This window comes from Rhodanobacter sp. FW106-PBR-R2A-2-24 (assembly GCF_058789615.1).
Window position 1 is genome coordinate 793,463 of sequence record NZ_JBYTBV010000002.1, and the last position, 18,822, is coordinate 812,284.

General features: G+C 62.4%; 9 protein-coding genes. 7 read left to right on the top strand and 2 right to left on the bottom strand.

Going from position 1 to position 18,822, the window contains the following annotated elements:
* The first annotated feature begins 11 nt into the window (after positions 1-11).
* The 7 genes from drmD (at position 12) to drmC (ending at position 16,562) form a co-directional block, all read left to right on the top strand.
* Entirely contained in the window at positions 12-3,140 is a 3,129-nt protein-coding gene (gene drmD, locus AC3WQA_RS04915) for a DISARM system SNF2-like helicase DrmD (protein ID WP_492673966.1), read from the top strand.
* Positions 3,137-7,498, top strand: a complete 4,362-nt coding sequence (locus AC3WQA_RS04920) for an Eco57I restriction-modification methylase domain-containing protein (protein ID WP_492673967.1) — start codon at positions 3,137-3,139, stop codon at positions 7,496-7,498. The genes drmD and AC3WQA_RS04920 overlap by 4 nt, the downstream gene beginning before the upstream one ends.
* Positions 7,499-7,574: 76 nt before the next feature.
* Positions 7,575-8,990, top strand: a complete 1,416-nt coding sequence (locus AC3WQA_RS04925) for an ATP-binding protein (protein WP_492673968.1) — start codon at positions 7,575-7,577, stop codon at positions 8,988-8,990.
* Between the two features lie 3 nt (positions 8,991-8,993).
* A complete protein-coding gene (locus AC3WQA_RS04930) occupies positions 8,994-9,947 on the top strand; it encodes an O-methyltransferase (RefSeq protein ID WP_492673969.1) in 954 nt (317 codons plus the stop codon).
* Between the two features lie 24 nt (positions 9,948-9,971).
* Positions 9,972-13,940 (top strand): DISARM system helicase DrmA, encoded by a 3,969-nt coding sequence (gene drmA, locus AC3WQA_RS04935; RefSeq protein WP_492673970.1) that lies wholly within the window; start codon positions 9,972-9,974, stop codon positions 13,938-13,940.
* A gap of 2 nt (positions 13,941-13,942) precedes the next feature.
* Positions 13,943-15,799, top strand: coding sequence for a DrmB family protein (gene drmB, locus AC3WQA_RS04940; RefSeq protein ID WP_492673971.1), 1,857 nt, complete (start codon positions 13,943-13,945; stop codon positions 15,797-15,799).
* Between the two features lies 1 nt (position 15,800).
* The gene (gene drmC, locus AC3WQA_RS04945; RefSeq protein WP_492673972.1) at positions 15,801-16,562 is read left to right on the top strand and encodes a DISARM system phospholipase D-like protein DrmC; all 762 of its coding nucleotides are present in this window, start codon (positions 15,801-15,803) and stop codon (positions 16,560-16,562) included.
* A 47-nt stretch (positions 16,563-16,609) separates the two neighbouring features.
* On the opposite strand, the gene AC3WQA_RS04950 is transcribed toward drmC, so the two are convergent.
* On the bottom strand, positions 16,610-17,302 hold the full coding sequence (locus AC3WQA_RS04950) for a hypothetical protein (protein WP_492673973.1): 693 nt from the start codon (positions 17,300-17,302) through the stop codon (positions 16,610-16,612).
* A gap of 170 nt (positions 17,303-17,472) precedes the next feature.
* The gene (locus AC3WQA_RS04955; RefSeq protein WP_492673974.1) at positions 17,473-18,762 is read right to left on the bottom strand and encodes a YfjI family protein; all 1,290 of its coding nucleotides are present in this window, start codon (positions 18,760-18,762) and stop codon (positions 17,473-17,475) included.
* Positions 18,763-18,822 lie beyond the last annotated feature (60 nt).

Consider the following 18,822-nt stretch of genomic DNA (forward strand, 5'->3'; position numbering starts at 1 on the left):
ATGGCAATTACATGGGTGTCCAGAACGAACGGCAACCTCAGACATATCGCGCTCGCCCCGAGCCAGGGCAACTCGTCGAAGTGCGCCGCCGTCAGTGGGTGGTGGCGGACGTCAATGCCGCCGGACTCGATACCGGTACGCCTCAACACTGCCTGACGTTGTCTTCGATCGACGAGGACGGTCTCGGCGAAGAACTGCAAGTCGTCTGGGAGATCGAGCCGGGCGCTCAGGTCATCGAGCGGGCTGGCCTGCCTTCGGTCACAGGGCAAGACGACTCCGACACGCTCGACGCGTTCCTCGATGCCGTGCGATGGGGTGCTGCTACCAATGCCGATCGTGGATTTCTCCAAGCCCCATTCCGCAGCGGCGTCAGCATCGAGGACTTCCAGCTCGATCCGCTGGTGCGAGCCATCGACATGGCTCGCGTCAACCTGCTCATCGCCGACGACGTCGGCCTCGGCAAGACCATCGAAGCTGGTCTTGTCATCCAGGAACTGTTGCTTCGGCATCGCGCGCGCACCGTCCTGATCATCTGCCCCGCGTCGCTTCAGGAGAAGTGGCGCGTCGAGATGCTGGAGAAGTTCGGCCTCGACTTCCGCGTGGTCGACACCGACTACATCAAGCAGTTGCGGCGCGAGCGCGGCATTCACGCCAATCCGTGGACGTCGCATCCGCGCCTCATCACGTCGATGGATTGGGCCAAAGGCGGCGAAGGCCTGCGTGCCATGCGCGACGTGATCCCCCCGCATGTCGGTCACCCCCGCAAGTTTGACCTGCTGGTCGTGGATGAGGCGCACAACGTCGCGCCCGCCGCAGGCGCTCACTACGCGCTGGAAAGCCAGCGCACCCGCTTCGTCCGCGCCATTGGCCCGCACTTCCAGCACCGGCTGTTCCTGACCGCGACGCCGCACAACGGCTACACCGAGTCGTTCACATCGCTGCTGGAATTGCTCGACGACCAACGCTTCGCGCGCAATATCCTCCCCGATGAGAAGCGCCTGAGTCAGGTGATGATCCGTCGCCTGAAGAGCGATCTGGTCGATGCGCAGGGCAACCCTTTGTATGCCCGCCGTACCTTACAGGCGCTCGAAGTTCCGTACACGGCGGAGGAGCGCGAGATTCATCGCAAGCTGGACGACTACTGCGTCAGCCGCGAGAAGGACGCGGGGAAAGCTGGCAACGGCTTCGGCACCGCCTTCGTGAACCGCCTCCTCAAGAAGCGCCTACTCTCGTCGCCAGCGGCATTCGCATCCACGATCGAGAAGCACGTCGCATCGCTGTCCGAAGCTCGGCTCGCGAAGCCGGACACGATGGCCGATCGCATTCTGTACAAGGCCATCCTGAAAACCGACGAGGACTACGCCGACGATCGGGAGGTCGAGAACGCCCAAGCCGAGGCCGTCGAGGAAGCGACACGCCGTGCCTCGCCCCTGACGGCGGAGCAGCGTGGGATGCTGGACGAACTGAGGGCATGGGCGCAACGCGCCCGGAATCAGGCCGACTCCAAGGCCAAGGCCATCCTCGACTGGCTCACGGCCAACCTCAAGCCGGACGGTCAGTGGAACGACCGCCGGGTGATCCTGTTCACCGAGTACCGCACCACGCACCAGTGGATACATCAAATCCTCGCCAGTCACGGTTTCGGCGGTGAACGTCTCGCCCAGCTCCATGGCGGGCTCTCCCAAGAGGAGCGAGAACCGATCAAGGCGGCATTCCAAGCCTCGCCGCAAGATTCTCCCGTCCGCATCCTGCTCGCCACCGACGCAGCGTCGGAAGGCATCGACCTGCAGAACCACTGCAATCGGCTCATCCACTTGGAGATTCCCTACAACCCCAACGTGATGGAGCAGCGCAACGGGCGTATCGACCGCCACGGCCAGCGCGAAAAGGAAGTGCTGATCTGGCACCCGGTCGATGGCGGCGACGCGGGTGGTGCGTCGGTCGGTGGTCACGGCGAGGACATCCTGCGAGCCTTGCGGAAGCTGGATTCGATGCGTGCCGACATGGGCAGCGTCAACCCAGTCATCGCGCCACAGATGTCCGGCCTCATCGAAGGCTCGCTGAAGGACCTGGATACCCGCCTCGCCGAAGCGCGAATCGCCCGAGCCAAGAACTTCGTCCGTGCCGAACGCGAGTTGAAGGAGCGCGTCGCCAAGCTGCACGAGCGTTTGCTCAGCACCCAGCAGGACTTCCACCTCACGCCCGACCACGTCTCGATGGCCGTGAAGACCGGCCTCGCGCTGGCGGGTCGCCCGCCATTGGAACAAGTCGAACTCGATGGCGCACCATCTGGCAGCGTCTTCCGCATGCCCGCTCTGTCTGGCTCGTGGGCGCGATGTTTGGAGGGGCTGCGCCATCCGCACACCCAACGGATAAGGCCCATCACCTTCGACCACGCCGTCGCCAGTGGCCGTGACGACGTCGTACTCGTCCATTTGCACCATCGCCTGGTGCAGATGTGTTTGCGCCTGCTGCGCGCGGAGATCTGGGCGCAGGACGACGTGAAAAAGTTGCATCGCGTCACCGTCCGCACCGTGCCAGATGCTCAGATCGAAGGCCCTGCCGTGGTCGTCGTCTCACGGCTGGTCGTCACCGGAGGCAACCACCATCGGTTGCACGAGGAACTGACGGTGTCCGGTGGCTACCTGCGAGACCAATCTTTTCGGCGTGAAGAAGGTGTCACCCGTGTCCAGCAATGGCTGGATGAGGCAAAGCCGATCACGGCAACCCCGTCCTTGTTCGATGCACTTCGCACCCGCTTCGATCGCCAGCAGGAGTCCATCCTGAAAACGGTCGATGCACGTTCGAAGGAACGCCTCCGATTCCTGACCAACACTCTTCAGACCCGCAAGCAGCAGGAGGTCGACGACATCGGCACCGTGCTGGACGATCTGGAAAAGGCCATCCAGTCCGAACTGAAGAAGGAGCGGCAGCCCGAACAGCTCTCGCTGTTCACCGAGGACGAACGCACACAGCTCCGGCGCGACATCGCGGCACTGGAAGCGCGCCTCGCGCGCATTCCCGACGAGCGCCGGATGGAAACGCACGCCATCGAAGCTCGCTACGCCAAGCTCTACGACCGCACCTTCCCTGTGGCCGTGATCTTTGTCGTGCCGGAGTCTGCCGGAGGTGTCACATGAGCATGCACCACGAATGGCTCTCGCTGATCGAGATTTCCGGCCCGTTCCTCGCCGTCCCCGTCCTAAAGGAGGTCTTCCCGCAGGGGTTGGAAGAACTCGATGCAGCCAAGCGCAAGCGGCTGCGCCAAGCCTACGACGAATGGCACGAAGCTCAGGAAACGGACGATCCGCGCTTTACCGATCTGCATACGGCATGGATCGATGAAGTCCTGTCACGCGGACTGGAGCTCGACGAGGACGGTCGTGGCGATGTCCTGAAGGGCAAGGACTGGTGCGCCACGCATTCGAACGTCAGCTTGCCCGAGCATGGAGTCAGCCTGTCGCCTGATTTCGCTGTCGTTGGCAATGACGACAAGCCGCTGATGCTCGTCCACGCCTACGGGTCGGACGTCGATCTCGATGCCACCTCGAAGCTGGACGGCTGGGCCAGCACACCGGCGGAACGCATGGTGATGCTCTGCCGCGCCACGGGATGCCGTCTCGGCCTCATCACCAACGGCGAACGCTGGATGCTGGTCGATGCCCCGGTGGGCGCGGTCACGACCTTCGCCAGCTGGTATGCACGCATCTGGGGCCAGGAACCCGTCACCCTCCAAGCCTTCGTCCACCTCTTGGGCATCCGGCGTTTCTTCGTGGGCGAGTCCGAAAGACTGCCCGCGCTGGTCGATCGCTCGCTGAAGTTCCAGGACGAAGTGACCGACGCCTTGGGCGAGCAGGTGCGCCGCGCCGTCGAAGTGCTGATTCAAGCGCTCGACAAGGCCGACCAAGATCGCAGCCGCGAGTTGCTGCGCGGCGTAAAGGAAGCCGAACTCTACGAAGCCGCGCTGACGGTGATGATGCGGCTGGTCTTCCTGCTCTCCGCCGAGGAGCGCGGCTTGCTGCTTCTGGGCGACGAACGCTACGAAGCCAACTACGCGCTCTCGACCTTGCGAATGCAATTGCGCGCCGAGTCGGATGAAATTCTGGAGCGCCGCTGGGACGCATGGTCACGCCTGCTGGCCGTGTTCCGCGCCGTGTACGGTGGCATCGAGCACGAAAACCTGCGTCTGCCTGCGCTGGGTGGCTCCCTGTTCGATCCGGATCGTTTCCCCTTCCTTGAAGGCCGGGCCAAAGGCTCCGATTGGCGCATCGACGTCGCCAAGCCCCTGCCAATCGACAACCGCACCGTCTTGCTACTGCTCGAAGCCATCCAGCAATTCCAGGGGCGCACGCTGTCGTATCGGGCGCTGGACGTGGAGCAGATCGGCTACGTCTATGAGGGCCTGCTAGAACGCACGGTCAAGCGCACCGCTGAGGTCACGCTTGAACTCGACGGCACCAAGAGTGCCCAGTCGCCCTGGGTCACGCTGGCCGAACTCGAATCGGCACGGCTGGACGGTGCCGAACGACTCGCCGAACTGCTTCAGGAGCGTTCTGGCAGTTCCGCCAGCCGCGTGCGCAACGATCTGAACCGGGCCATGGATGATGCGCTCGCCGATCGCGTTTTGACGGCCTGCCATGGCAACACGGCGCTACGCGACCGCATCAAACCCTTCTGCCATCTGGTGCGCACCGATCCTTGGGGCTACCCGCTGGTCTATCCCGCCGGTGCCTTCGTCGTCACCACCGGCTCCGATCGGCGCGAGACTGGCACCCACTACACGCCGAAATCGCTCACCGAAGCGATCGTCGCCGAGACACTCACACCCATCGCCTACGTCGGCCCGGCAGAGGGAAGGCCACGCGCGGATTGGGCACTGAGATCGCCCGCCAAACTACTCGACCTGAAGGTCTGCGATCCGGCCATGGGGTCGGGCGCATTCCTTGTGCAAGCCTGCCGCTGGCTGGCCGACCGGTTGGTGGAGGCGTGGGCACAGGCCGAGGCACAGGGGCACACGATCAGTGCCGATGGACGAGCGGTGGATGCCGATACCGGCATTGAGCCGCTGCCGCGCGATATCGAGGCTCGCACCATCGTCGCCCGCCGTCTCATAGCCGAACGCTGCCTTTATGGCGTCGATCTGAACCCACTGGCTGTCGAGCTGGCCAAGCTCTCCATCTGGCTAGTGACGCTGGCCAAGAGTCGCCCCTTCGGCTTCCTCGACCACAACCTGCGCTGCGGCGACAGCTTGTTGGGTATCCATCGGCTGGATCAGCTCACCCAGCTTTCGATGAACCCCACCGGCCAGGGCCAGCGACCGTTGTTCGGCCAGAACATCGAGCAAGCCGTGCGCGGGGCCATCGAACTGCGGCTGCGCCTGCGCGAAATGCCCATCCGCGACATCCGCGACGTGGAGACGATGGCTCATCTGGACGCCGACGCGCGCCGCAAGCTCGAACTACCAGAGGGCATCACCGACGCGTTTATCGCGGAGGTGTTCGCATCGGGCGGTAGTGACGCTGCATTGGAAAATGCACTGACATCGCTACCCGTCCAGGCCGGGCAGGCCATTGATGGCGACCGCGAGGTGCTTGCCTCAATGCGTCGCAGATCAATTGCTGCGCTTTCGATCGATCTGCCTACCGACAAGCCCGCGCGTAGGCCATTTCATTGGCCCCTGGAGTTTCCGGAAGTCTTCGCGCGCGAACGCGGCGGCTTCGACGGCATGGTCGGCAATCCGCCCTTTCTTGGCGGGAAGCGAATTACCGGCATCGCGGGCACAGCCTTTCGCGATTGGTTGGTCGCCCATATCGCCGAAAGGCGGCGTGGCTCTGCCGATCTGGTCGCCTATTTCTTCCTGCGGGCATGGAGCCTGCTGCGAGAAGGCGGCGGATTCGGGTTGCTGGCAGTCAACACCATCGCGGAAGGCGACACACGGCGGATTGGGTTGGAAGCGATGGTCGGCGCGGGAGCCGTCATCCATGCGGCCTACCCAAACGAGCCTTGGCCAGGAAAGGCGGCAGTCGTAACCAGTCGCGTGCATGTTCACAAGGGTAAGTGGTCAGGCGAACGCTCGCTTCTTGGACAACCAGCGTCCTTCATATCGGCTTTTCTGTCTGATCGTGAGGAGTGGAGTCCAAAACGGCTGAAAGCCAACGAAGGCATTGCTTATCAGGGCTCCAACGTGCTTGGTATGGGTTTCGTGCTTTCACCTGATGAAGCACAGCGGATGCTGGATGCCGACCCGCGAAACGCCGAGGCGATCTTTCCTTACATCAATGGCGAAGACCTCAATTCAGACCCCGAACAGCGCCCAAGCCGGTGGGTGATCAATTTCTGGGACTGGCCAGAAGAAAGAGCAAAAGAATACGAGTTGCCGTGGCAGCGAATCGAAGAGCGAGTCAAGCCGGAGCGTCAGCGTCTCAACGAACGCGGCGAGTTTGTTCTTCGGAAGCCATTACCGGAGCGTTGGTGGCAGTTCGGTGAAAAGCGACCTGGCCTTTACCACGCCATCGGTCGCGGTCGGTATTTCGAGCGCCACCCAGAGGGATGGAATTCTAATAGCGGCGGAAGAAGCAAGGTTATGGTGTGCAGTGAGGTAACCAAGCACCTCTCGTATGTGCTCATCCCAAATGAATATGTGATATCTGATCGAGCGGTCGTATTTCCAGATATTGATGTTTTGGCAATCTGCCAGTCTTCCCTGCACGAGGTTTGGGCACGCCTTTATAGCTCACGACTGGAGACGCGTCTGAAGTACTCGATTGGGAATGCTCTTGAAACATTTGCATTCCCGGACTGGCCACGCGGCGAGCTTCAAGAGCGAGGAATGCGCTTGCATCGGTTGCGCGCAGACCTGATGGTTGAAGACGGCATTGGGCTGACTAAGCTCTACAACCGCTTCCACAACGACACCGAGCAAGATCCCCACATCAAAGGGTTGCGCACATTGCAGCGTGAAATCGACATCGACGTCGCACGAGCCTATGGCTGGGACGACCTCGACCTTGAACACGGTTTCCACGAAGTGCCGTACCTGCCGGAGAACGATCGCATCCGTTTCACCATCTCGGAAACGGCGCGTGTCGAAGTGCTGCGGCGGCTGTCGGAGTTGAACCGCACGCGATACGAGGAAGAAGTCGTTCAAGGGCTACATGCTGACGCCACGCCGCGCGCTTCTACCCGTGCCCCGCGCACTGGTCGTCCCGCCAGCACAACCGCAGCGGCTCAACCCTCGCTCGACTTCGGGACAGGGGGCACGACCACCGCTAACGACACGACGCCATCCACGGCTATCCTCAGTTTCCTGAGCGCACACGACGGCTGGCACGCCAAGGCCGATGTCCTCGCAGCCACCGGAATCACGGACGGCCAGTGGAATACCGCGATCAACGACCTGATCGCAGGCAGCAGAGTCGAGCGCCAAGGCGAGAGGCGTGGCGCACGTTATCGCATCCAGCCCGGCCACCGGCATGATCATCACGAGGGGGTGTCATGACTCAAATCCAACCCACATCGGTATCTGAGACGACCGTCGGTTCGACGAGATTGGATTGCATACGGAGAACCTGTCCATGACAAAACCAAGCACTGACACAGCTCAGGCCAGCCCGACGAAGCAGTTCTTCGTGTCGATGCTCACGCGCGACATCAGCCTCGCCGATGCGATTCTCGACCTGCTCGACAACTGCCTTGATGGCGCAATGCGGCTGGCCAACGGAAATGGTGTCGATTACGCCGAGCATTTCGTGGACATCGAAATCGCCGAAGACCACTTCTCCATTGCCGACAACTGCGGCGGCATTCCGCGCGACGTTGCCAAGAACTACGCGTTCAAGATGGGGCGAGAACCCGATGACGACCGCGATTCCGATGCCGAAACCATCGGCATGTACGGCGTCGGCATGAAGCGCGCGATCTTCAAGATGGGACGCAATGCGTTGGTGCGGACGCGGCATGGCGAGGACACGTTCGAGGTGCCGATCACATCGGAATGGCTGGATGCCAAGAACTGGGAGCCGCTTCCCATCAATGAGCCGACCGAAGCAAAGGAGCGGCTCGACGAGCCCGGCACCACGATTTACGTCACCGACCTGTACGAAGGCGTCTCGCGGCACTTCGCCAATGGAGCCTTCGAGAACGAGGTACGCACCGCGATAGCGGAGCACTTCACCATGTTCATCCAATGGGGCCTGAGGGTCAAACTCAACGGAACACCCGTGGAGTCCGTCCGTGTCGAGGTGCTCGTTTCGACAGACGAGAAGAGTCCTGCCCCTTACATCTACCAGAAGACGATAGACGGCGTGCTCGTCTCGATCACCGTCGGCCTCAATACGGGCAAGAGTCTTGGAGATGATGATGAGGATGACGCGGGATTTGAACGTGACCGTTCGTCCGCCACTGCGGGCTGGACGGTGCTTTGCAACGACCGTGCGGTCATCGTTGGAGATAAAGGTCGTCTGACGGGCTGGGGCGACGGCATTCCGCTGTACCACCCGCAGTTCGCCATCATCACCGGCATCATCGAGTTCCGTTCCAAACACGCCGACAAACTGCCGGTCACGACGACGAAGCGTGCACTTGATACATCGTCGAACGTCTGGCTGGAATCCCTCGTCAAGATGAAAGAGGGTATGCGCATTTGGATTTCGTATACGAACCAGTGGAAGAACCATCCGCGTGCCGATCAGTCGAGTCATTGGGAGACTGCCAAGCCGATGCCGTTGAGCCGTGCCATCGAGGTCGTGTCCGCTCGCAGTGCTACCCGGACAGTTGCCGGCGCGATCGAGTTCAATCCACAAAAGGCAAAGGTCCTGCCGGAACCAGAGGACAAGAAACCATCGTCCCGAAAGATCGTCTTCTCGCGCCCTGCCGAGGAAGTGCGGCTCGTCTCCAAGCTGCTATTCGATGACCCGGATGAAAAGGCTGGCATCGTCGGCGACAAGTGCTTCGAGATGCAGCTCACGAAGGCCAAGAAGCAGGAGAGCTGAACGATGAGTGCTGGATCGTCGCTGCCGTACCGGTTACGGCCCAACAAAGCCGTGGATCGGGAGCTGTTCCTGTCGCTGCTGATGCGGCTTGCTCCGAAACTCGCGCTCGAAAAGTACCACTACGTCGGCCTGGGTGGGCCCTTCCTCGAAGACTTCCGGCTGATCCACGGTCGGGTCGGCATCGCCAAGATGACCTGCATCGAGACGGAGGAGCAGGTTCACAAGCGCCAGCTGTTCAATCGCCCCATCGCCTCGATCGAGTGCGTCCACAAGAGTCTCGAAGACTATCTGGACGAAACTGATCTCGATTCACCCGCGATCATCTGGTTCGACTACACGGAACCCAAGGGCATCACCTCTCAGATCGAGCGGTTCGCGCGCACCATTGGCACCGTCCCGATCGGCAGCGTTTTGCGGATTACTCTGAATGCAAATCCCAGCTCACTCGGCAGGCCAGACGGAAATCTTTCGGAAGCAGAGCTTATGGAGTGGCGACTTCAGGCATTCCAAAGGCGACTCGGTGCGCTTTTCCCGAATGGACTGATTGCAGATGGGATGAAGCAGGAGAACTTCGGGAGAAGCCTGCTACATGCGCTCAAGCTGGCAGTTGAAAAGGAAGTTCTCAGTTTTCGAGATCGCCGCATCGTCTGGGCACTGGCCACGCACTACGCCGACGGGCAGGCGATGGTGACGGCAGCCCTCGTGGTCTGCCAGAACGACGACAAGACCATCGAGGAAGTGGTGCGGGCATGGGAATTCCATGCGACGACCGATGCGCCGCATCGGGTCGATTTGCCTGCGCTCTCTACGCTGGAGCGGCTGACGATGGAATCGAACGACGATGCCCAGGCCAAGATGGGTTTCGAGTTGCCAACGTCGAACATGGGCGAAAACCCGTTCGATGTGTTCAGGAAGTTCTACCGCATCTATCCGCATTTCTCGCGGGTCGAGCTTTAGTCCGTGGATTCGAGGCTCCAGAAAATGACTACAACACTCACCGCATGGATCGCCATCGACCACCGTCTCGGAACCGATCGCAGGCTCGCACCGTACACCTTGATCCTGAAGGGCGATCGCTCCCTGTATCAGGCCATCGCCGAGGACGATTGGGTTCTCGTCCTGAACACCGCTGGTGAAATCGTTCGCGCTGGACGCGTGCTGCGGATTCGCTCAAATCTCGAGACCACCACGATCTTTTTCGACCGGGTGTCTTTCACCGATGCACCCGTGCCAGTCACCACGATTTCACTGGCTCCTCCGTCGTTGGGGAACCTCGGTCGCCTGCAGTGGGAAGAATTCGTTTCGGCAGTGACCAGGGCACTGCACCAGACCATCGACGGCGTGTCGGTGGTCGAAGATCGGACCTACATCCGCGAACTGCTGCAACTGGCCGTGGTGGACGATTTGCTTGGGCCGGCGGGCGGCCCGCACGAGCGCATCGTGGACATGGGCGTGCGCGATCGCTATCTGGTCGGCAAGCTGGCACCGCGTGAGGATGCCAAGGGCGGCATCGAAGGGTTGGAAGGCCCGCTGGCCGAGGACGAGGTCGAGGAACCCACCGATCCCATCGTGCCCGGCCAGCATGAGCCCGGCGCGGAGTTTGGGACGGCGACTGGGCGGGTGGAGCCTGAGTCCGACTCGACGGACGAGATCGACGCCGCCAGCAATCAGTCTCTGGTGCCGAGCAGCTTCGGCATGACCTTCTGCGTCGATGGCGACGTCGAACGCATCGAGGTCGAGGCACGTTGGGGCAGCTACGAGCGCGTTCCAAACGAGGAGCACGAGCTGACGCGCCCCAACGGACAGAAAGCCAAGGTCTGGCAGCGCATCCCCTGCGGCGGGAAGCTAGTGCTGCCGCTCACCGAAGGCGTGATTCCTCATCAGGCACCGGACGCGAATCGTCCGGCGGTGCGGATACAGGGTTCCATCCGCGCCAAGAACGCCAACGGCGACCGCTTGGTGACGCTGTTCCTGATCAACGCTCAGGAGGAGCCCGACACCAACCGCGATACGGCGTGGCTGTTCCAGCCGGAACTGATCGTCCGCGCGGAAGCGGATGCTTCCACTCGTGCCATCTTCCGCCGCCGCCCAGTGCTGGACGCCGATGGAATGGACGCCGAACGCGAGTCGCTGGAGATGATCTACCGCAACCGCGTCGAGTTCGCGGTCGGGCATGGCATCGCCGTCCATGCCGAGACGGCGAACGACGTGACCCTGGCCACCGAAGTGCGCACCACCGTGCTGCCGCAATACGAAGTGCAGGTCACGGAGACGCCGGGACTCGATGCCGCAGACCGCCCGGCGATGAAGGAGATGGTGGCTAGCGGTCTGCTCGACATGCAGCGCCTGGCCACACTGGGCGTCGAAGAGTTGGTCGCCGCCCTGAACGTACTGACGAACGACTACACCGCGTGGATCGCCGAGCAGCGCGTCCGCATCGGCGAGGACGTGGTCGGGTATGACACTTCGGCTGCACAGGCGTTGGATCGGTGTCGGGACATCCAGAAGCGTCTACAGCAGGGCATCGACACGCTGAAGAGCGATGAAAAGGCACTGGCGGCTTTCCGCTTCGCCAACAAGGCGATGGCGATCCAGCGTGTGCGCAGCCAGTACGCGCTCGAAGTACGGCGAGGCCGGGACGTCTCCGTAGATCAGTTCGACCTGCCGAAGAACCGTAGCTGGCGTCCTTTCCAGTTGGCGTTCCTGCTGCTGTCGATTCCATCGCTGGCCGATCCCACGCATCCGGATCGCGTGCAGCCGATCGAAGCCCATGCCGATCTGCTGTGGTTCCCCACCGGTGGTGGCAAGACCGAGGCCTACCTTGGCGTGGCGGCGTTCACCATGGCGATTCGACGTCTGCAAGGCAAGCTCGGTGGCTACGACGCCTCTCGTGGTCTGGCCGTGATCATGCGCTACACCCTGCGCCTGCTGACCTTGCAGCAGTTCCAGCGCGCCACCGCGCTGATCTGCGCGATGGAGGTGCTGCGGCGCAATGCGTTGGCAGCTGGTGATTCGTCCTTGGGTCATGAGCCTTTCACCATCGGCTTGTGGGTCGGCAACAAGGTGACGCCGGGCACGACCGAGGATAGCCATCGCGCCATCGAGGACATCCGCAATCCCGGCAGGAATCACGCCGGGGCAACGTCTCCTGCGCAACTGACCAGTTGTCCGTGGTGCGGCTCCGACATCGCACCGGGACGCGAAGTGGATGTGGACAAAGATCGAGGGCGCACCTTGGTCTACTGCGGCGACAAGAAAGGTTGCTGCGAGTTCTCTCGCGGCAAATCTGCCAAGCTGCCGCACCCCGGCATCCCGGTGCTGACGGTGGATGAAGAGATCTACCACCGACCGCCAACGATGATGATCGCCACCGTGGACAAGTTCGCCATGATGGCGTGGCGCGGTCAAGTGCGCACGCTGTTCGGTCGGGTGAACCAGGAGTGCGAGCGTCATGGTTTGCTATGGCCCGGCTGCGAATGTAATACCGGGCACCGGGCGACCAAGGGTCTGCCTGCTGCTGCAGTGAAGCCCGTTGCCCAAATTCGACCGCCCGACCTGATCATCCAGGATGAGTTCCACCTCATCAGCGGGCCGCTGGGCACGATGGTCGGTCTGTACGAATCCGCCGTCGATGAACTGTGCGGGTGGACGTTCGATGGAAAGACAGTCAAACCGAAGATCGTCGCGTCCACTGCGACAGTACGCAAAGCCAAGGAACAAGTGAACAACGTGTTCATGCGGCGCGTGTCTGTGTTCCCACCGCATGGCTTGGACGTGGAGGACAACTACTTCTCGGTGCAGCGTCCGATCGAAGAGCGACCCGGACGGCGCTATCTGGGCGTGTGCTCTCCAGGCAGCTCGCGGCCTGCGATGTTGATCCGCGTCTATACCGCCTTTCTCACCGCAGCCCAAGCCTTGTTCGACCGCTTCGGGGAGCCTGCCGATCCGTACATGACGGCGGTCGGCTATTTCAATTCACTGCGTGAACTGGGCGGGATGCGGCGTTTGGCCGAGGACGACGTGCAGACGCGTTCCTACCGTGTGCAGATGAGCATGGTCGAACGGCCCGCGCTCGCCCAGCGCAGCGTCAACAACATCCGCGAACTGACCTCTCGCGTCTCCAGTCAGGACATCCCGAAGTACCTCGACGATCTGGAGGTCAAGTTCAAGGCCACGTTCGACTCGGCCACCGGGAAGTACGTGACGAAATGGAACGAGGGCGACACCCGCGCGATCGACGTGGTGCTGGCGACCAACATGCTGTCGGTTGGTGTGGACGTGAACCGGCTCGGCCTGATGGCGGTGAACGGCCAGCCCAAGGGCACGGCGGAATACATCCAGGCCACCAGCCGCGTGGGCCGTTCTTTCCCGGGTTTGGTCTGCACCGTGCTCACATGGGCACGTCCACGCGACCTCTCGCACTATGAAACCTTCGAGCACTACCACGCGACCTTCTACAAGCATGTGGAAGCGCAATCGGTGACGCCGTTCTCACCGCGCGCCATGGATCGGGGCCTGACCGGCGCGCTCCTGAGCCTGATGCGTCTGGATAACGACGCCTTCAGTCCGAACGTGGGTGCGGGCGAGTTGGACAAGTCCGACAAGCCCGAGATCCTTGACGCCATCGACGTGCTGGTGAGGCGGGCTTGGAACGTCAGCGAGACGACCACCATCAAGAGTCTGGCCGAGCGCGAACTGAAAGAGCGTGCGGACGAATGGGCGAAGGAAGTGAGCGTTCCCGGTCGCACGCTGGCCTATGAAAAGCGAGGGGCGCAGGCAGCGACGATGGTCGGCCTGGTCAAGTCGCCGGGCATCCATGCATGGGACAACTGGACGGTTCCGATGTCGATGCGTGAGGTGGAGCCGGGCGTGCGCCTGATCATGAACACGGGGCACATATCGGACGACCACGGATGGAAGCCGCGTCCGGTGCCGAAGGACGAGGACTGACCATGACCACCAACAAGACACCCGTCGGGGAAGTCCGCCCCAGCCAACTGCTATGGACGTACGGGCCTGGAGCGCTGATCGACCTGCCAAGCCTCTCGGTGGTGACACTGGGCATCGACCAGTGGGAAAAAGACAGATGCCAGCCCATCGGCGAGCCCCGCCTGCTCGCCGCCGTCCGGAAGGTTCTCGGGGCGCAGGTGGAGAACCTGCGCGTGCCGCCGTTCCAGAAGAGTGAACTGGTCGATCCGTGGTCGGCGGAGGCGAACATTGGTGTTCCAGTCCGCCCGTTTCCGCGCTGGATGCGCTGCGTGAAGTGCGGTCTGCTGTCGCCCTTCGACGCGGGGCTGTTCGAGATCAAGGAAAACCGCTTCCGTCCGGAACGAACCCGCTTCGTCCACAAGGGGTGCCGTGGCTCCAAAGGTGACCAGCCCGCGAAGGACGCCGACGCCGTTCCGGCGCGTTTTCTCTTGGCTTGCCGCGACGGCCACCTCGACGATTTTCCTTGGCATTACTTCGTCCATGGCGGCAACAGCTCATGCAAGGGAACGCTGCGCTTCTTCGAGAGCGGGGCTTCGTTGCAGACCGAGAACCTGTGGGTGAAGTGCGATGCCTGCGGCGCATCGCGCAGCATGGCCCACGCCTTTGGCAAAGCCGGGAAGGAAAACCTGCCGAGTTGCCGTGGCAGACATCCTCACCTCGATCATTTCGACGAAGAGTGCGATGAGGAAGCACGGGCAGTCCTGTTGGGTTCGACGAACAGTTGGTTCCCGATCACCCTGTCGGCGCTCGCCATCCCCCAGGCCAAAGACCCTCTCGGCCAACTGATTCAGGACGGATGGGAGTTCTTCGACGATCTGGATTCGGAGGCCGCCGTCGCGGTGACGGTGAAGACCTTGAAGAAGACCGGAGCCTTGCCGGGCATCGACAAGTACCCGGCGTCGGATGTCTGGGCGGCCATCGAAGCCCATCGGAATGGCGGCGGTCAGGACACGGTGGGTGAAGCCGACATCAAGGGGCCGGAGTGGGAAGTGCTGACGGCGGCCAATCCGCCTGCCGACTACCCGCACTTCATGAGCAAGAAGGTGGCCACGCCGCCCGGCTTCGAGAATCGAATCGGCAGAGTGCTGCTGCTGGAGAGATTGCGCGAGGTCAACGCCTTGTTGGGCTTCACCCGCGTGGAAGCGCCCGAGGAATCGAGCGCCCCCAACGAGCGACCACAGATGGCAGGTCTTGCACGCCGCAAGCCGGATTGGGTTCCCGCGAATCAGGTTCACGGCGAAGGAATTTTCATCCAGTTCGACGAACAGGCGCTGAAGACGTGGGAGGCGCAGGATGGCGTCAAGCGTGTGGACGGAATGCTCGAAGGGGGTCATCGTGGATGGCGCAATTCGCGCCACCTCGATCCGAACGAGGGCTACCCCGGCATCCGGTACGCCATGCTCCACACGCTCTCGCACCTCCTTATCCGCGAGCTGGCACTGGAATGCGGCTACAACGCAGCGAGCATCCGCGAACGAATCTACGCCGACGTGTCGGGCACGAATCCCCAGGCGGGCATCCTCATTTACACGGCGGCAGCCGATTCCGATGGGACGCTGGGCGGACTCGTCGATCTTGGCAAGCCGGAAAACCTCGGGCGATTGCTCCGGCAGGCGCTGAACCGATCGAAGATCTGCTCGTCCGATCCGCTCTGCTCCGAGCACGATCCGGCGAAAGACCGTTCGCTCCACGCGGCGGCCTGCCATGCATGCAGCCTCGTCGCCGAGACCTCCTGCGAGCGAGGCAACCGTTACCTCGACAGATCATTGCTGGTGCAGACCCTCGACCGAGGGAATGCCGCGTTCTTCGCGGGGCTGTGACATGGAAAGACTGCTGGAAGCCGTCACAGCCGTGGTCTGTCTCGTTTCGCCGGAGAAGGTTCGGGCGCTGGCGGGCAGAGTTCGGAAGATCGAGGACGTAAAGGCGAACCTCTCCCTGTCGGATGTCGTCGGCACGGCCACTGCAAGAGCCGTCGTCGATCGGCTCGTCGATGCGTGGCGGGTCACGTCGGTCGGTTCCGACGAGTTGGCCTCGATGCTGCTCGCCGCAGGCCATGCATTCGAGAACGTGTCGAGGCACCAGTCCACCGAACTCGTGTGGACGGGGCCGACGACGCCCTTCGTCTCTGCTCGTCGAACGGAACAGGCGCTGCTGCAAGTCATCGGCGCGGCCAAGCAGAACTTGTTCATCACCAGCTTCGTGGCCTACGACGTCTCGACCATCGTGAAAGCGTTGAACGACGCCAGCGCACGCGGTGTGAGCATCGCTATGCTGCTCGAATCGTCGCAGGATCATGGTGGCAGCATCTCGTTCGACGTGATCGGCAAGATGCGGACGCTGGTTTCCTCGGCGAAGCTCTACGCTTGGCGCGAGCGATCGGCCCCGTTCGCGGACGGGCGGGTTCACGCCAAGGTCGCCGTCGCCGACGGCGACGTGTGCTTCATCACCAGCGCCAACCTGACGGGTCACGCCATGGAGCAGAACATGGAAGCCGGTGTGCTGCTCACCGGCGGGCAGATTCCCAAGCTGCTACTCGACCATTTGCAGGCGCTGGTGGACACGAAGACGGTTGCACCCGTCTGAATCGCCACATCGCAATCCATTTGCCGCTACGAATGCGTCCTGCCGGATCAGTCCCAGACGACTTCGCAGCCGAGATATTCCCGAAGGACTATCTTCACGGTCAGCCCGTTGGCTTGGCTGGTACGGAAGCGATAGTTTCCTTCTTGCACGGCCAGCCAACCCTCAGTGAAAGTGTCGGTGCCCGCCACGAGCAGCCTCTGCATCGCACGGCTCCCGACTTCCGGCCAGATGCCGAATGCGTCGTCATCACGTTCGAAGGCTTCGCGCTCGTCTTTCATCATCAGCGGCAGCGGCTTGATTCCGAGATGTGATGGATCATGGAGTTGCGGCTCGTTGAGTTCGAACGCCGCGTGGCAACGGGCCAGTTTGAGGACGACGCGACTCACGCGGTCGTTTTCGGCTGTCCAGACCGGGCCTTCTGCACTATCCGTGCGTGCCCGTTGCAATCGGGTCAACAGCGAGGAGTTCGCCCGCAAGATACGGCCAATCTTGGCCCTGTGCAGCTTTTCCGGTGAGGTGTCCCCGGCGATGACGCATTCGAGCAAACACGCCAGATATTCTTCGTCCAGCGAAAGGCCATTGTTGCATTCACGGCACGCTGGGGCCGCCATGAGATTCTCCGGATAGGGCTCGTCCAAGAGAACCTTCGACGGGACGTGGTCGACGGTTTCGCTTGGCCCGCCGCAATGCACGCAGAACCCCTTGTTTCTGTCGTCACCGTAGCACCGCAACTGCTGCATCGGCCCGCCTCCATATCTGTAGGTGCGAATCGCACAGTCTGTTCTGGGCGACCCTGACGGTTTCAGATGGTAGAGCACACGGCGAAATCAGCGAAATCAGCGAAATTAGTGCGGTGACAAGCACTTGCGGCAGATCCACCTCGGCGAAATCAGCGAAAAAATCCTCCACATCACTCCGTGGCCAACCGGTACACCCGCAGTGGCGCACCCGGCGCACCGTCGGCGCGTTCGCCCCACTGGACCGTGATCTTGGGCGGCGTGCTGGCCAACAGGTGCTCCAGGCTGGCGTCGATCCGCGCCTTCGGCACCTTGCCCCGGAAACATTCGGCGCTGATTTGGCTGCGCGTGGCCTGACCGCGTTCGTGCAGGAAGGCCAACACGCGGTTCGCCAGTTCCAGCACCTGCGCCAGCTTCGCCTCTTCAGCGGCGCTGACGAACACGAAACGCACGGATGCCGTGGCGTGTCGAATCCACGCCATCGCGGCGTCGATGTGCGGGACGTCGATGCGGGTTTGCAGATCGGTCAGCGCCATCAGCATGGCCAGCCGGAGCAGCATCGGCGCGCGACGCTCCAGCAACGCCCCAATCGCGCCATCGTCGATGCCATCGTGCAGTTCGCCCCGGTAGAACTGGGCGTAACGCCACTGCGCCTGGGGCGACAGTTCCATCCGCAGGTGTTCGCGCTCGTCGTGCCGGTCGGCGTGGACGAAGGTCAGAACCTCCAGCGTTCGGTGCGCCAGATGCTCGACCGCTGCCTGCGGCGTTTCCTTCGGAAACGGCAGTATCCGTGACCGCTCGGCCCAGATCATCAGGAAACGGTTTGCGAAGCCGTTGGTGAATTCGCGCGTGCTCATCAGGCCGGTCAGCTCGCCCGGTGAGATCGCGCCGCTCAGACAGACGTGTGGATCACTGGCGTAGAGCCGGTTCGACTTGGTGGCGGGTTTGAGATCGACGCCATCCCAACAGTCACGCAGCGCCGCCGACAGCGTGTTGCCGTCGCGTCGCCCCTGATGCAGCACATTGGCGAACTCGGATTCGACCACCCACAAACGCTTGTCCTCGATGGCGGGCACGTCCTGTCGGCCTTGCCGGTAGCCGTCGTGGATCAGCGCCGCCAGACCTTCGCGCGTGGACAGCCCGCCGCGATGAATCTGCGGCGCGAAGGCTTCGTCCATCGCTCGCAGCGCCAGATCGATGCGCAGCGTCAGTGACACCGCATCGCCTTTTCGGCCACGTCCCGAACGCCCGATGTGCAGACAGAACAACCGGGCATGGTGCCAGGTGTTGCCGATGGGCAGGTACACGCCGCGCCCGACCGCGCAGGAAAGATATGCCATGAAGTTGGCGGCGATGGCGTAGGCGTTGGTTTCCGTGCCGTCACTGCCCGCGCGGGCGACGTCGCCAATCAGGCCGTAGAGGCAGGCGGGATCGGGTTGTGGCGCGTTGCGGTGTGCGGCCATCGCCGCCTCGTCGTGCTCATCGTCAGGTGGCGACGCTGCGTGCGATGGCGAACTGGCATC

Coding starts and splice junctions, on each gene's coding strand:
- drmD (WP_492673966.1), top strand. CDS start 12: ATGGGTGTCCAGAACGAACGGCAACCTCAGACATATCGCGCTCGCCCC.
- AC3WQA_RS04920 (WP_492673967.1), top strand. CDS start 3,137: ATGAGCATGCACCACGAATGGCTCTCGCTGATCGAGATTTCCGGCCCG.
- AC3WQA_RS04925 (WP_492673968.1), top strand. CDS start 7,575: ATGACAAAACCAAGCACTGACACAGCTCAGGCCAGCCCGACGAAGCAG.
- AC3WQA_RS04930 (WP_492673969.1), top strand. CDS start 8,994: ATGAGTGCTGGATCGTCGCTGCCGTACCGGTTACGGCCCAACAAAGCC.
- drmA (WP_492673970.1), top strand. CDS start 9,972: ATGACTACAACACTCACCGCATGGATCGCCATCGACCACCGTCTCGGA.
- drmB (WP_492673971.1), top strand. CDS start 13,943: ATGACCACCAACAAGACACCCGTCGGGGAAGTCCGCCCCAGCCAACTG.
- drmC (WP_492673972.1), top strand. CDS start 15,801: ATGGAAAGACTGCTGGAAGCCGTCACAGCCGTGGTCTGTCTCGTTTCG.
- AC3WQA_RS04950 (WP_492673973.1), bottom strand. CDS start 17,302: ATGCAGCAGTTGCGGTGCTACGGTGACGACAGAAACAAGGGGTTCTGC.
- AC3WQA_RS04955 (WP_492673974.1), bottom strand. CDS start 18,762: ATGGCCGCACACCGCAACGCGCCACAACCCGATCCCGCCTGCCTCTAC.